We start from the raw sequence: 13,671 nt of genomic DNA on the forward strand, positions 1-13,671 counted from the left end.
AGGATCCTTTTTACTATGGTGGGGCATGAGGTTAACCCCCATAAGTTTCAACGAGTTAAGCTTATAACGAGTGTGCAGTGATGGATAATAAAGATAAAACCAATAATCAGAACAATATTGATGAGTTAACGCCAGAGCAGGCGCGTCGTCAGTTCATGAAAAAATACGGTAAGTTAGCGGCGGTAACTCCTTTAGCGGTAACGGCGTTGATGACACCAAAAACATCGGCCGCTCCTAAATCGTGCAAGCCAAATCAGGATAACAAACATTGTCCGCCAGGTGGCGGCTTTTAATCACTAACGCCGCGAGCATTCCTATTTAAGTGCAACAGGTTAGCCTTAATAACTCTAAGCTTCGTTTATTGCTGGAAGCAGAGTACGGCCTGTTATATTGCGCAACTACCCATTCATTGCGAAAACTTGAACCCATAGGCGTTTCTTTATTACTGGCAATCGATCTCGGATTAGACGAGCATCAATGCTGTGAAGATATTATCGCGTTGAACCAAACCCGCAAAGACGACATCCAGAAACTCTATCGAACGCTTTTTGATATCTACCACTCCACTTCGGATTTATCCGAATCAACCGATTCAATGAGTACCAGCGTAAATACCCATACTCGCTATGGAGATGGTATTTATTTAGAGGTTCAGCAATTACAATCTATTGAAACTAAAAATCTTCACTCAGAAAATTTTCATCAGGGTGATTTGCGGCCTGATTTGAAGAGAAATCTACTCAATATTGACACCGGACAATGCATATTTCAGATTGACTGCCAACAGCCAAAATTGGCGGCGGATCTTAGATCTTTATTCAAGCCATTGATAAATACCACAGCCAACAATAGCAACTTGCCTCGGTTTTCATTTGAGATTAAAAAAAGAACTCACACAGAAACCAACCGCTTTGAGAGCCAACCGGGTGATACCACATTTGATTTTTATTCAAACGGACACTTGGTTTTAACTGATTTACTATTCGAACATATCGCTGCGGTTTTGATAGAGCGAATGCAGATAATCACCTTTCAGATATCCGGGTTTCGATTTTGTTTTCATGGCGCTGCATTGTCTAAAGACAAGCATTTATTTCTATTACCCGGCAAGTCTGGAGTGGGTAAGTCAACGTTAACGGCATATCTGGCTAACCGAGGGTTCACAGTTCATTCCGATGAAATGATTACCTTAGATGAGGATTTTAGAGTGCTGTCTATTCGCATGCCCGTGGCGATTAAATCAGGGGCGTGGGAAACCGTTACCAAACAATACCCACAATTGTTGGATGCTCCAGTGTGGCAATTATTAGATGGCAGGGAAGTAAAGTACATTTGGACGGATTCTCAACTGCAGGCTGACCTATCTGTTGAAAGTGTTTTTTCACAACATCAACACGTACATTTCATTGCTCCCAATTATCGTCTTGGGGTTTCTGCAGACGCTGTAAACCAAAGCGATGTGAATTCACAGCCACTGACGGTAATAGATACCATTGAAACGGTGACAAAAGGTGGTTACCAGGTTGGAAAGGAACTGTTATTTAAGGATGTCGCGGAGTTATCTTCGTATATACAAAATGCAAGCCGGGAAATTTTGACTTACTCGAGTTCTGAACAAGCCTACTCATGGATTGAAAATCTATTCAACAAATAACGAAAAAATCCTGATAAGCCTTTAAAAATAGTGCATGGCGAGGTATGTTATAAGCGTTGGCGTTAGTAAGAATAATGCAAGCATGCCCCCCATTTATTAGCCCCTAAACCATCAAAATTAAAATTTTATAATACAGGCAACAACTTATGGGCACCAAACAGGCAAAAATTACTCGACAGACATTTCTCGAACTCGGTTTACTGCTGTCATCTAATACCAAGCCTACCGATATTGATCATGATTTGATTATTAAACTTCAAACCGAAGAACTGTATCTTCCCATCATCGAATTATCTAATCAGTATTGGCTGACCAGCTCCTTATGTTATCGATTAAAAAAACTTAAGGTCTTTGCTCAGTTACCTCATATTCTTCAACAATACCTAAATGAGGTAAGCAGTCTATACCGCCAGCGTAATGTCGATATTAAAAACGAAGCCAAATCTGTTTGTCAGCTATTAAATGACCACGGTATCAAGCAAGTTTTACTTAAGGGCGCTGCCAGCTTGTTCAATTCTACTTATCCTTCTCCGGGGATGAGGTATATGTGCGATATAGATATTCTGGTATCGGAAGAGCAGCAACAGCAAGCATTCGAGTTGCTGTTAGGTAACGGATATCAAACGGATGAAAACCCATTCGCAATCCATTCCGTAAATCATCACCATGCGCCCTCACTGTGTTTGCCGAACAGTTTGTGCCGCATAGAAATCCATAAAAATGCCTTGAAATACCCGGCTAGCAACGTATTGACTGATGAGCAGATATTTAAATCTTTACAACCACTGACGTTAGATAAGCAACTTAATGTTGCTCAGTTGAATCCTACCCAGCAAATTATCATGTGCATCGCTCACAGTGAAATATCTCATTCAGGCTATTCGGAAAAACAATTAGATCTGCGTCAGTTTTACCATTTGCACTGCTTGATAGCTCATTTCGACGAAGATATTGATTGGCGATTAGTCGAAAAACATTTTCAATTGGCTGATCAAGAAAAAGTATTACACGCGGCTCTGCAGGGAGTCCTGTTATTGTTTAATAGTGAAACGGCGATAACTCGTAACTACAGCAAAAGTAACCAGCATATCGAGCGACGTATGCAATTGTTTTGTAATCAATCCTGGTTACGCAGTTTTTGGTATAAGCTACGTCGCTTGTTATCCGGTTATAGCGCAGGTCAAATTGCCTTTACCTACGATGTCAGCGGTTTTACTGGTGTTCTTCAAGGAAGGCTAAAGCACTTTTCCCGACACCTGAAAATGCTTTTCAATAAAGATAGTCGTCAGGATTTTTGGGCGGGCAGTTGAGCCTGAGTTGGTAGCAATCAACCTTTACGTTGAAGTTACACCTAATGAACTATTCGAATAGACGTCAGTTAACCTGAGTTTTCATTTAGCCATTTTCTTGTTAGACTGAAAAATAATCAATAACAACAAAGCCCCCGCAAATTATGTCAGTTATTAAAAATAAAAAATTAGCGTTCCTGTATACAGCTGCATGTTTGGCATTAGCCCCTCTATCCGCCGAGGCGAGCGAAGAGCAAGTTAACAATAGTGAAGCTGAACAAACAACGTCTTTGCCAGCAAATACTGCCCCTGCCAACTCCGAGGCTGTGGCTGCGGATACGGTAGATTCCGAAGCGGTTGATGCGAAGGAAAAGAAGGACGATGAACGCACCGCTCAGGAAAAAATTGCTGAAAATCGTCGAGTATTAAACTTGGCTCCTCCTAAAGCACCTAAATCTCTGGGTGGTGGTAACGGCAATGGTGGCTTAGGCTCTGGGCAGATTAGCGTTTCTTCCAACTAAGAATTGCTTTGTTTCTGTTTAGTTTGTTGATCTAACGGTTTATTCCGCTGGAGTTGTAATGATGAGAGGTGCGAGTAATTCGTCTCATCCTGTGCAGTTTTACCTGTTCCTAGCTTTGCTGTTCTGGATACCGATTCCACTCGGTTCTAACCGGCCCTGGGCGTGGGCTATCATGGAGATAGTCAGCTTCACCTTGATGTTTTGGTGCTTAACTTCATGTAACTGGCATCAATTTACCGCACGGTTGAAACCATACCGATTATTTCTGTATTTATTAACATCTTTTGTATTGTGGCAATTAATACAAATCATTCCTCTGCCGGAAACTGTCCTGTCAATCGTCTCTCCCAAAGTCTTAGAGTTGCATGAAAGTGTGTCTGCACCTTTAGCAGATGATTCGATATATCATTGGTTGCCTATTTCACTGGATCCTACGCAAGGTTTAATCATGTTTATTAAATCCTGCTCATATTTAGCGTTCACATGCCTAGTTTTCTGGCACATCAATTGTTTGAAAAGACTGAAACAGTTAATTCTGGTAATGCTTTGTGCCGGAGTATTTCAAGCTGTTTATGGCAGCTTATCCCTGTTTGAATTAAATGCCAAAAGCGCCTTTTTAGCTCTGGATGTCACATCGAATGCTACGGGATCATTTGTTTACAGGAATCACTTCGCAAACTTTATTTTACTTTGTGCGAGCCTCGCTACAGGGTGGATAATTGGGTTGTTGTTAAAGCGTTCCAGTGACAACCGTTCTCAAGCATTGAGAAATTTTTTAACCGGTTTTATTTCAGGTAAATTTACGTTACGCCTGACTTTAGCGTGTTTTGTGATCGCTTTAGTGCTGTCTCATTCCAGAATGGGGAATACAGCATTTTTTATCGCCTTAACATTAACGGTTGCTATTTGTTTGGCGGTTTACTGGAAAAAATCATTGGCGCACCGCAATAAAATTGCGGTACTTTTTGTTAGTGTGCTGGTCATTGATGCTTTAATCGTTGGCAGCTGGTTTGGTATTGACAAAGTTAAGCAACGGATAGAGAGCACGAATATAGTCACAGAAACTCGTGACAATGTTGCCATTGATACTCTGGAGCTGATTGCTGATTTTCCTGTAACCGGAGTGGGCGGCGGCGGATTTTACGGAACTTATGTCCGTGTTACTCAGCAGGGAATCAATGGGTTTTACGACCATGCCCACAATGACTATTTACAATTTCTAACTGAGTATGGCGTTTTCGCGACTATTACTATTGCAGCTCTCGTTTTAATCTCATTAATTCACGCTTACAACGCGATGAGGTGGCGAAATCGAAGTTTTATTCGAGGAGCGGCGATTGGTTGTCTAATGGCGATAATTGCGATGCTATTGCATATTAGCGTTGACTTTAACCTGCAGATACCGAGCAACTCTGTTTATTTTATTATCATACTCTGTATTGCCTGGATTTGCCGATTTGGTTTGCATACGAAAACCTCGCGCCGGGTTGAAAAACAACCTAATCAAGACGTTTTTCTACATGGCTATAGCTAATAGCTCTATGAAATAATTGCTGGTCGATTTTTAGTCGTTGCGATTGCGCAGTTAATTAATTAACATAGTCACAAGCGCTAATAACAATAATGTCACCCTCAATGATGTTTGCGAAAAAGAATAAAATTTTTCTGGCTACCCTTGCACTTTATTCGGTCTCATCCGTCGCAATTGAACCTCAAACGATGAAGTTTGGTGGTTTCGATTTTGTTCCAAGCTTGCAAGTGAAACAAAGCTTCGATTCTAATATTCTCAATGCCAGTTCGAATAAAGAGGAAATCGACTCCTGGATCACCGAATTTTCTCCAAAATTTTTGTTAGAGAAGGACTATGGTGGTGATCTGTACCGATTTTCATATGAGATTGATAGCGCCCTGTATTATTCAAGTTCCGATGATAACTATACCAATCAGGCGCTAAAAGGTGATATCCAATGGGTGCTGGATCGCTACAATCGTTTACGCATCTCCGGAGATTACACCATCGACCATGAACAACGTGGAGACGGTTATTCCATTGGCTTTGGCGAATATTACAAACAGCCTACCCAGTTTACAGTGACTCAGGCGGGAGCCGTGTATAGTTACGGGGCATTGTCAGCCCTCGCGCGCATTGATTTGAAGGCTAAAGTTCAAGACGTTTCCTGGGAAAGCCTTTATGAAAGTGACCTCAATGTTGATATTCTCGACGTTGGCAATGGTTTAAATCCGGACGAAATTGATTACACCCGTTGGCGGGAATACTCAATGAATGAAATCGGAGCTACTTTTTTCCGTCGCCTTACCGGGAAAACTCAGCTAACCGCAGATCTAACTATTCGCAATTTCAATTATGCCGATGATCCTTTTCAAATCGATAACCTTGATAGTAAGCAGGATGCTTTCTATTTAGGTGTTGAGTGGGAATCCACCGGCTTGACCACTGGTTACGCAAAATTCGGTTATGAGCGCAAAGAATTTGATTCTCAAAATCGCGGTGATGCTTCAGGAGTCCGTTGGCTCGTTGGCGTATTGTGGACACCTCTTACTTACTCCAATTTCGATTTTTCGACGTCGCGGCAAACGACGGAGCAAAAAGGATTGGGTAATGCCATTGATAACACCTATGTTGGTTTGAGTTGGCATCACAAATGGTTAAATCGATTATCAACAACGCTAAATGTCGCGTCGAGTAATGACAAATATAGTGGTACCGCCCGAGAGGATGATAATGGATTGTATGAGGCGAAAGCCCATTATCACATGCGCCGTAATCTGGATATTGTTGCTGCGATTAATTACACCGACCGAGACAGTAATCAAGAAATCTTCGATTATTCAGGAATGCGGGTAAATCTGTCTGTTCTGGTATCATTGTAAATTTTTTGCCGGATGGGCAATGCTTCGCATTGCTCGAGAAGTAACTTAGAATCGGGTAAACCAATATCATGCGAGCAAACCAATCTTTCAACACTTTTTCATCCTTTGCATACTCAACTATTTTTCTTATTGTTCTATTGGCGTTTTCTTCCAATCTGTTTGCTCAAGAAGCCGGAGAATACCGGATCGATAGTGGCGATAAAATTGCAATTGAAGTATATGGCGAACCTGAGCTTTCCAGAGAAATGTTGCTCAATGATAGCGGTAAAATAAACTATCCATTTCTTGGTGAGATCACGATTCAGGGGTTAACCCTTTATCAGGTAGAGCAAAAGATTCATCAAGGGTTAAAAGGTGATTATTTAATTAATCCAAATGTATCGGTGAGTATTATCACCTATCGGCCATTTTTTATTGATGGTGAAGTCAAAAAGCCTGGAGGGTATCCTTATCAACCTGGATTGACTGTCGCCAAAGCTGCTGCCGTTGCCGGAGGTTTTACTGAGCGGGCGTCTCTGGAGAAAATTTTCATCGTCAAAAGCGGCCTTAGCGATAAAACGCCGCAACCGATCGACCTTCATACCCTGATTGGTCCTGGCGACATTATTTCCATTAAACAAAGTTTCTTTTAAGGAGTGCCCGTGGTTTCGAATAATAAAGGGCTATCAGAACCGGTGCGAACGCCATTGGAATCTGAACTTACACACAATCTTGGAAATGATGAAATTGATTTGAGTAAGTTATTTCGAATCATCTGGCGCCACAAATTAGTGATCCTAAGTTTTTCTGCGATTGTTACTATGATCACCGCGATGGTTATGTCCTCAAAGACTCCTGTTTATAGCGCATCGGCTAGTTTACTGCTGGAAGCAGAACAAAAACGGGTGTTACAGCTGGACGATGTTTACGGAGAGTCGACGAGTGTCCAGGAGTATTATTATTCGCAGTTAGAAATTATCCGCTCTCGAAGAGTCGCAGAAAAAGTTGTCGACGACTTGAATTTAGCTGCTCACCCTTTCTTCAATCGTGCTAATCATCAATCTCCAGGTCTACTTCAAACGTTGCGCGACATCGTTAACCCGCAGCCTCCGGCTCCAGTATTATCGGAACAGGAAAAAGCTATTCTCAAACGTGAAGCGGTAATTGGCTATGTGTGGGGAGGGATGTCGGCCTCACCTATTTCGAAAACTCAGGTCGTTAATATTGGATTTGAATCGGAGTCCCCAGAATTAGCAGCGCTGATAAGCAATGCGATTGGTCAGGCATATTTAGACAATCATATGGAAGTTAACCTTGAGCGCATAGAAAAATCCGCGACCTGGTTAAATTCCAGTATGTCAGGGTTGAAACAAAAGTTAGAGACTGCAGAAGAGCGATTGGCGGCATTTGAAGAGCGTGAATCTTTGGTCGATGTGCGAGGCATTAAAAGCTTGGCAGCGAGAGAGTTGGAAGACTTATCCGCGCAACTAACCCAGGCTCAGCAGGAAGTTGATCAAAGTGAATTGATAAGCTCACTAATTGCTTATAACAAAGCAAATGGCGCCTTATCTATTGAATACATAAATAGCGTACCGGAAATCTTCAATCATCCATCGGTACAGAATTTGTACCAGCAAAAATTATTGATAGAAAACAAAAAGCAGGAGCTTGCCATTGTTTACGGCCCTAAGCATCCGAAGATGATTGTTGTAAACGCTGAATTAAACAAGGCTGAAGCGAATATTGAACAACAGATTAATCGCTTGATAAATAATCTTGGCACAGATACCCGCCAGGCCAAGGAGCGGGTTAAACAGCTGGCAAACGCGATTGAACAGGCGAAAGCAAAATTTCAAAGACTAACCCGAATTGAAAATCAGCATCGCGATTTACTACAAGATGTCGAAACCAACAGAAGTTTGTACGAAGCATTTTTTTCAAGATTAAAAGAAACTGCTCAGCTAGAGGGCTTCGAAACCTCTGTTGGCCGGATTATTGATCCAGCTACCGTTCCATTTACCCCGTCAAAACCAAGAAAAAAATTGGTTATTGTGTTGGCACTGATGTTGTCCTCAATGCTTGGTGTCGCTAGCGTACTTTTACTTGAGGCTCTGAATTCGAGTATCCGCAGCGCTGATGACATTGAGCAAAAGCTTGGTCAAACATTACTGGGAATTATTCCTCTGGTGAAGGGTAAAGGTTCACATCAAGGATCTTCGTCTCGTTGGAAATTTGGGTTAAGGTCTGCAAACAATAATATGGAAGCCTTACCAGCAAATTATTACCTACAGGATAAAGAATATGGATTTAGTGAAGCAGTAAGAACGATTCGCACTAGTTTGCAGATGTTAAACATTGAATCACATGCAAAAACCATTGCGATAACGTCGACATTACCGGGCGAAGGAAAAACACAATTAAGTGCAAACCTGTTTTACGCAATTGGTCAGCTACAAAAAACCATTATTATCGATGCAGATATGCGCCGTCCGAGTATTGCGAAAAACTTTTCTATCGATAAATCTCAACCCGGATTGGCAAATTATATCGCCGATACGCATTCGCTGAGCGACTGTATTGTTAAGGATGTTCACAATAATATGGATATTATTGTTGCAGGGGATATGGCTCCTAACCCTCAGGAATTATTGTCTTCAGCGAGATTTAAAGCTCTGATATCTGATTTAAAACAACATTATGATCGCATCATTATCGATACTCCGCCGATACTGGCGGTCAGCGATACGATTCTTATTGCCGGCGTCAGCGATGCGCTGATTTACGTTGTTAAGGCTGAAGATACTAAAGAGCAACAAATTAAGGCCGGCCTAAAACGACTCAAGACCTCAGGTGTAGACATATCTGGCGTTGTATTAAATCAGGTGGATATGGATAAAGCTATTTCTTATCAGGCTTTTGAAGGCTATTACGACCAGTATGGTTATAGCAGTTAAATTGGCCATTCAAGGGCAATAGCCAAAGCGGTTCGAGCTTAAGTAAATGATGAATCAGTTAAAGAAAATATTATTGATAGCGATACTCCTGATTCTTTTATTGGCAGGAGGTTCATTCGGGCTTGCCAACATTTACTTTAAACAGGCTGAAGTTCGAGTGAAAAGTTGGCAACTGATGGGGCAAATAGCCAGTAACGAGGACTATCGACAGGCCATGGCCTATGTCAATGATGCGTTACTGTTTCACCCTGGCCACAACCAATATCTCGAAATTAAAGCGCAGATTCTGGAGTGGGGCGCTGATGAAGGTTTCGAGTCATCCAGATCAACAGCGTTGCAACAAGCCAAAGCGCTTTATCTGCAATCGACAGCATCTCGTCCTACCTGGCCGAATACCTGGGCGGCACTAGCCATGCTTAAGTGGCGAATGCAGGAATTTGACGGCGAAATGTTGATGTATTTGAATAACGCTTTTAATACCGGAAAAAACGCTAAAGAAGTAAAGCTGGCATATCAGAGTCTCGGCGAAGTTTTGAAACAATTCTATCCCGATTTATATAAGCAAATCGAAGCGAATATTAACTATTATCAGACTGGGTTGTAGTCGGTATCATTCCTAAAAACTCCTTTTATTCAAATATCTAAGTTTTATCTGCCTGTTCGTTTCGCTTTAAGTGGCACGTTCTTCGTTGTCTTCTATACTCAAAATTGATAACAAAAACCGGGCTAAAGGGATTAGTCTAGTATTCTGCAGTAGCGCTAAGCTCGCGCATCAATTCCCTTGTAGCAGTATCGCTCGCCTTTATCCGTAAATCCGTCAATGGACGGTTAATGTAATCTATTTCGATGTTGCTGCAATCTTATGGAAAGCCCATATCACTGTTAATTGTGCAGCGACGATAATCTCACACAAATTAATCAGGAGATGTGAGTTCATGAAGCCCTATAAAGGAATTATTCTTGCTGGTGGTTCGGGCAGCCGTTTGCACCCGATAACCATGGGTGTTTCTAAACAGCTGTTACCCGTCTACGACAAACCAATGATTTATTACCCGCTCTCTGTGCTCATGCTGGCCGGTATTAAAGAGGTTTTAATTATCTCGACGCCTGAGGACTTGCCTGGTTTTAAGCGCTTACTGGGAGACGGTAATCGCTTTGGCTTAGAGCTGCAATACGCCGAGCAACCCTCTCCAGATGGTCTGGCCCAGGCTTTTATCATTGGCGAAGAATTTATCGCTGATTCAAATGTCTGTCTGGTATTGGGAGACAATATTTTCTATGGCCAGCACTTTACTGAAAAACTGAAACTTGCGACGGAATTTGAAACCGGAGCTATGGTTTTCGGTTATCACGTAAAAGATCCTGAAAGGTTCGGAGTCGTCGAATTTAACGCCGAAGGCAAGGCAACAGGTATCGAAGAAAAACCCAAAATTCCTAAATCGAACTATGCGGTAACCGGACTCTATTTTTATGACAACCGGGTCGTTGATATTGCCAAAAAAATTAAACCTTCCTCCCGCGGCGAGCTGGAAATAACCGAAGTGAATAACGAATACCTGCGCCTGGGGGAGTTGAATGTCACTATCCTCGGCCGAGGTTGTGCCTGGTTAGATACGGGCACCCATGATTCTTTAGCCGAAGCCGGAAACTTTGTGCAGGCGGTAGAGAAGCGTCAGGGGTTGAAAGTGGCCTGTCTGGAGGAAATTGGTTTTCGCAATGGTTGGTTATCGTCGCAACAATTACAAACCTCCATCGAAAGATACCAAAAAACCGAGTATGGGCAATACCTGGCATCGTTAATGCCAGTGGAATTAAGTAAAGACTACGACAATGTCTATGTATACAAAAATCTCTGATTTTCAGAGCTGACAATTGAGCGCGTTAAGGCTTTTTCAGAATGGCACCGGATGAATCCTGAATGACGTCATATCGGTACAACGGCCTATTTTATTATGGGTCTATCGTCGAATAAGTTAATGGACTAATGATATATGAATATACTTGTCATCGGCAAATACGGACAACTAGCATCTTGCCTCAGAGATGTAATCTCTATGCAAACTGAGATCACGGATAAGCATGTCTGGCATTTTGCTCCTTCAAAGGAATTGAATATTTCAGAACGCAAATCCGTGCAACAGGCTTTTGCAAAGTTTTCACCGGATATCGTCGTAAACACGGCGGCTTATACGCAGGTTGATAAGGCCGAAGAAGAAATTGAACAGGCAATTGCGGTCAATCAACTCGGCTGTAAAAATGTAGCCATTGCTTGTGCCAATCTCAACATCCCCCTGATCCACATATCTACGGACTACGTCTTTTCCGGAGACAATCAATCACCATACTCTCCGGGTGATAAGACGTGTCCGAAAAACGTATATGGTTTGAGTAAATATCTGGGAGAGCAGGAAGTCATGACTTACCTGAGTCAGTTTGTCATTATTCGAACCGCCTGGGTATTTAGCGAATATGGCAATAACTTTGTTCGCTCGATGATTAATCTGGCGCAACAAAAACGTCAGTTTGGCGTTGTCAATGATCAAATTGGCAACCCAACCTATGCCGGTGACTTGGCATTAAGTATTGTCGATATTGTCGATGCTATCAGCTCAGGAACCAAAAAATGGGGGATCTTTCACTATAACGGCGCCACATCCGTTTCCTGGTATGAATTTGCGAAGGAAATTTTTGCTCTGGCTGAACAAAATGCGGTGATTGACGAATACCCTGATATTTCCCCTATAGGAACGGAAGATTACCCAACGCTAGCAAAGCGACCAAACTTTTCAGCGATGTGCAATGACAAAATCTTTGAGCGCTGGCGGGTAAGACCCAGTGACTGGAAGCGGGGATTATTGAAAGTAATCCGCCATCAACAATCGAGCTAAGTTAATCAGAGCAATTAATACAAATTGCAGAGCGTGTGAATGAGCGAAGAGATACAACTTATAGAAGGTAGCACCATATTTTCCTGTTGAAAACAGGGATATTTCAAGCGTTAAAAATCCTGACGATAAAATGGCAGCTTGTGGTTTCTCTTCTATACTCTTCATTAATAAAAACAAACAGTAACATCAAGAGAGTGTTATGCCTTTTACAACAACAAAAATCGCAGTTATCGGCCTCGGTTATGTAGGTCTTCCCCTTGCTGTGGAATTTGGTAAAAAGTACCTTACCAAAGGGTTCGACATCAATCAGTCACGTATCGATGAACTGAACAATGGCGAAGATAGTACCCTTGAAGTTAATGCCGATAATTTGAAAAGCGCGTCGCGATTAACCTTTACCTCAGATGTCGAAGACATAAGAGCCTGTAATTTTTATGTCGTTACCGTGCCCACCCCAATCGATAAACACAAACAACCCGATTTAACCCCATTAATCAAAGCCAGTGAGATGCTGGGTAAAGTAGTGGAGAAGGGCGATATTGTAGTTTATGAATCAACCGTATATCCAGGCGCCACTGAAGACGATTGCATACCGGTAATCGAGAAGGTTTCTGGCCTTAAATACAATGAGGACTTCTTTGCCGGATATTCTCCTGAACGCATTAACCCGGGCGACAAACAGCATACGGTTACGCAAATCCTCAAAGTAACATCAGGATCTACCCCGGAAATTGCTGACAAAGTTGATGAAGTTTACCAGTCGGTTATCAGCGCTGGTACCCATAAAGCGTCATCGATAAAAGTCGCTGAGGCGGCCAAGGTGATTGAAAATACCCAGCGTGATGTCAATATCGCCTTGATTAACGAGCTGGCGATTATCTTCAACAAACTAAATATTGATACGCTTGAAGTGCTGCAGGCGGCAGGTACTAAGTGGAATTTTCTCCCTTTCCGTCCAGGTCTGGTTGGCGGTCATTGTATCGGTGTCGACCCTTACTATCTTACCCAGAAAGCTCAGGATATTGGCTATCATCCACAAATGATCCTGGCCGGTCGCCATCTTAATGATGGTATGGGCGAATATGTTGTCAGCCAGCTCGTTAAGAATATGATGAAACAGCATGCCAAGGTGGAGCACGCCAATGTGTTAGTGATGGGGCTAACCTTCAAAGAAAATTGTCCGGATCTTCGTAATACCAAAGTTATTGATATCGTCAATGAGCTTCATGAATACAATATGAATGTTGATGTTACCGACCCATGGTGTAATAAAGACGAGGCAAAAGCTCTGTATGGCATTGATGTTATATCACGCCCGAAAGCGGATCATTACGATGCGATTATTCTTGCGGTTGCCCACCGTGAATATATGGAATTAACCACGGATGAAATCCGTGAGTGGGGAAGGCGTGGTCATTTCATCTATGATCTTAAATATGTATTACCCAAAGAAGAAGTTGACCTCAGGCTCTAATGCCTGAGGTTTCTCACCTT

12 protein-coding genes are annotated in these 13,671 nt (G+C 42.2%); all 12 read left to right on the forward strand.

Features of this window, described 5'->3' with window-relative positions:
- Positions 1-77: 77 nt before the first annotated feature.
- The 12 genes from FNC98_RS04330 (at position 78) to tviB (ending at position 13,651) form a co-directional block, all read left to right on the forward strand.
- The gene (locus FNC98_RS04330; protein WP_143580109.1) at positions 78-293 is read left to right on the forward strand and encodes a hypothetical protein; all 216 of its coding nucleotides are present in this window, start codon (positions 78-80) and stop codon (positions 291-293) included.
- A gap of 29 nt (positions 294-322) precedes the next feature.
- Positions 323-1,654, forward strand: a complete 1,332-nt coding sequence (locus FNC98_RS04335; protein ID WP_143580110.1) for a hypothetical protein — start codon at positions 323-325, stop codon at positions 1,652-1,654.
- Positions 1,655-1,800: 146 nt separating this feature from the next.
- A complete protein-coding gene (locus tag FNC98_RS04340; RefSeq protein WP_143580111.1) occupies positions 1,801-2,964 on the forward strand; it encodes a nucleotidyltransferase family protein in 1,164 nt (387 codons plus the stop codon).
- Positions 2,965-3,158: 194 nt separating this feature from the next.
- Positions 3,159-3,464, forward strand: a complete 306-nt coding sequence (locus tag FNC98_RS04345) for a hypothetical protein (RefSeq protein WP_143580112.1) — start codon at positions 3,159-3,161, stop codon at positions 3,462-3,464.
- Positions 3,465-3,522: 58 nt separating this feature from the next.
- A complete protein-coding gene (locus tag FNC98_RS04350; RefSeq protein WP_143580113.1) occupies positions 3,523-4,998 on the forward strand; it encodes an O-antigen ligase family protein in 1,476 nt (491 codons plus the stop codon).
- A 101-nt stretch (positions 4,999-5,099) separates the two neighbouring features.
- Positions 5,100-6,356, forward strand: a complete 1,257-nt coding sequence (locus FNC98_RS04355) for an outer membrane beta-barrel protein (protein ID WP_185968054.1) — start codon at positions 5,100-5,102, stop codon at positions 6,354-6,356.
- A gap of 68 nt (positions 6,357-6,424) precedes the next feature.
- Positions 6,425-6,988 (forward strand): polysaccharide biosynthesis/export family protein, encoded by a 564-nt coding sequence (locus tag FNC98_RS04360; RefSeq protein WP_143580115.1) that lies wholly within the window; start codon positions 6,425-6,427, stop codon positions 6,986-6,988.
- A 9-nt stretch (positions 6,989-6,997) separates the two neighbouring features.
- Positions 6,998-9,289: a GumC family protein gene (locus FNC98_RS04365; protein WP_185968055.1), complete on the forward strand. Its 2,292-nt coding sequence runs from the start codon at positions 6,998-7,000 to the stop codon at positions 9,287-9,289.
- Positions 9,290-9,335: 46 nt separating this feature from the next.
- Entirely contained in the window at positions 9,336-9,893 is a 558-nt protein-coding gene (locus tag FNC98_RS04370) for a hypothetical protein (protein ID WP_143580117.1), read from the forward strand.
- Positions 9,894-10,224: 331 nt separating this feature from the next.
- Positions 10,225-11,145, forward strand: a complete 921-nt coding sequence (gene rfbA, locus FNC98_RS04375; RefSeq protein ID WP_143580118.1) for a glucose-1-phosphate thymidylyltransferase RfbA — start codon at positions 10,225-10,227, stop codon at positions 11,143-11,145.
- Positions 11,146-11,280: 135 nt separating this feature from the next.
- On the forward strand, positions 11,281-12,177 hold the full coding sequence (rfbD, locus tag FNC98_RS04380; RefSeq protein WP_143580119.1) for a dTDP-4-dehydrorhamnose reductase: 897 nt from the start codon (positions 11,281-11,283) through the stop codon (positions 12,175-12,177).
- Positions 12,178-12,376: 199 nt separating this feature from the next.
- Positions 12,377-13,651 carry a Vi polysaccharide biosynthesis UDP-N-acetylglucosamine C-6 dehydrogenase TviB gene (tviB, locus tag FNC98_RS04385; protein WP_143580120.1) on the forward strand — a complete coding sequence of 425 codons (1,275 nt, stop codon included), beginning with the start codon at positions 12,377-12,379 and terminating at the stop codon, positions 13,649-13,651.
- Positions 13,652-13,671: the final 20 nt, after the last annotated feature.

It is taken from the genome of Thalassotalea sp. PS06 (assembly GCF_007197775.1).
In the GTDB taxonomy this organism is placed as follows: Bacteria; Pseudomonadota; Gammaproteobacteria; order Enterobacterales; family Alteromonadaceae; genus Thalassotalea_A.

Bases quoted from the DNA above. Each gene is read 5' to 3' on its own strand.
- rfbA (WP_143580118.1), top strand. From the start codon at position 10,225: ATGAAGCCCTATAAAGGAATTATTCTTGCTGGTGGTTCGGGCAGCCGT.
- tviB (WP_143580120.1), top strand. From the start codon at position 12,377: ATGCCTTTTACAACAACAAAAATCGCAGTTATCGGCCTCGGTTATGTA.
- rfbD (WP_143580119.1), top strand. From the start codon at position 11,281: ATGAATATACTTGTCATCGGCAAATACGGACAACTAGCATCTTGCCTC.
- FNC98_RS04350 (WP_143580113.1), top strand. From the start codon at position 3,523: ATGATGAGAGGTGCGAGTAATTCGTCTCATCCTGTGCAGTTTTACCTG.
- FNC98_RS04340 (WP_143580111.1), top strand. From the start codon at position 1,801: ATGGGCACCAAACAGGCAAAAATTACTCGACAGACATTTCTCGAACTC.
- FNC98_RS04355 (WP_185968054.1), top strand. From the start codon at position 5,100: ATGATGTTTGCGAAAAAGAATAAAATTTTTCTGGCTACCCTTGCACTT.
- FNC98_RS04360 (WP_143580115.1), top strand. From the start codon at position 6,425: ATGCGAGCAAACCAATCTTTCAACACTTTTTCATCCTTTGCATACTCA.
- FNC98_RS04370 (WP_143580117.1), top strand. From the start codon at position 9,336: ATGATGAATCAGTTAAAGAAAATATTATTGATAGCGATACTCCTGATT.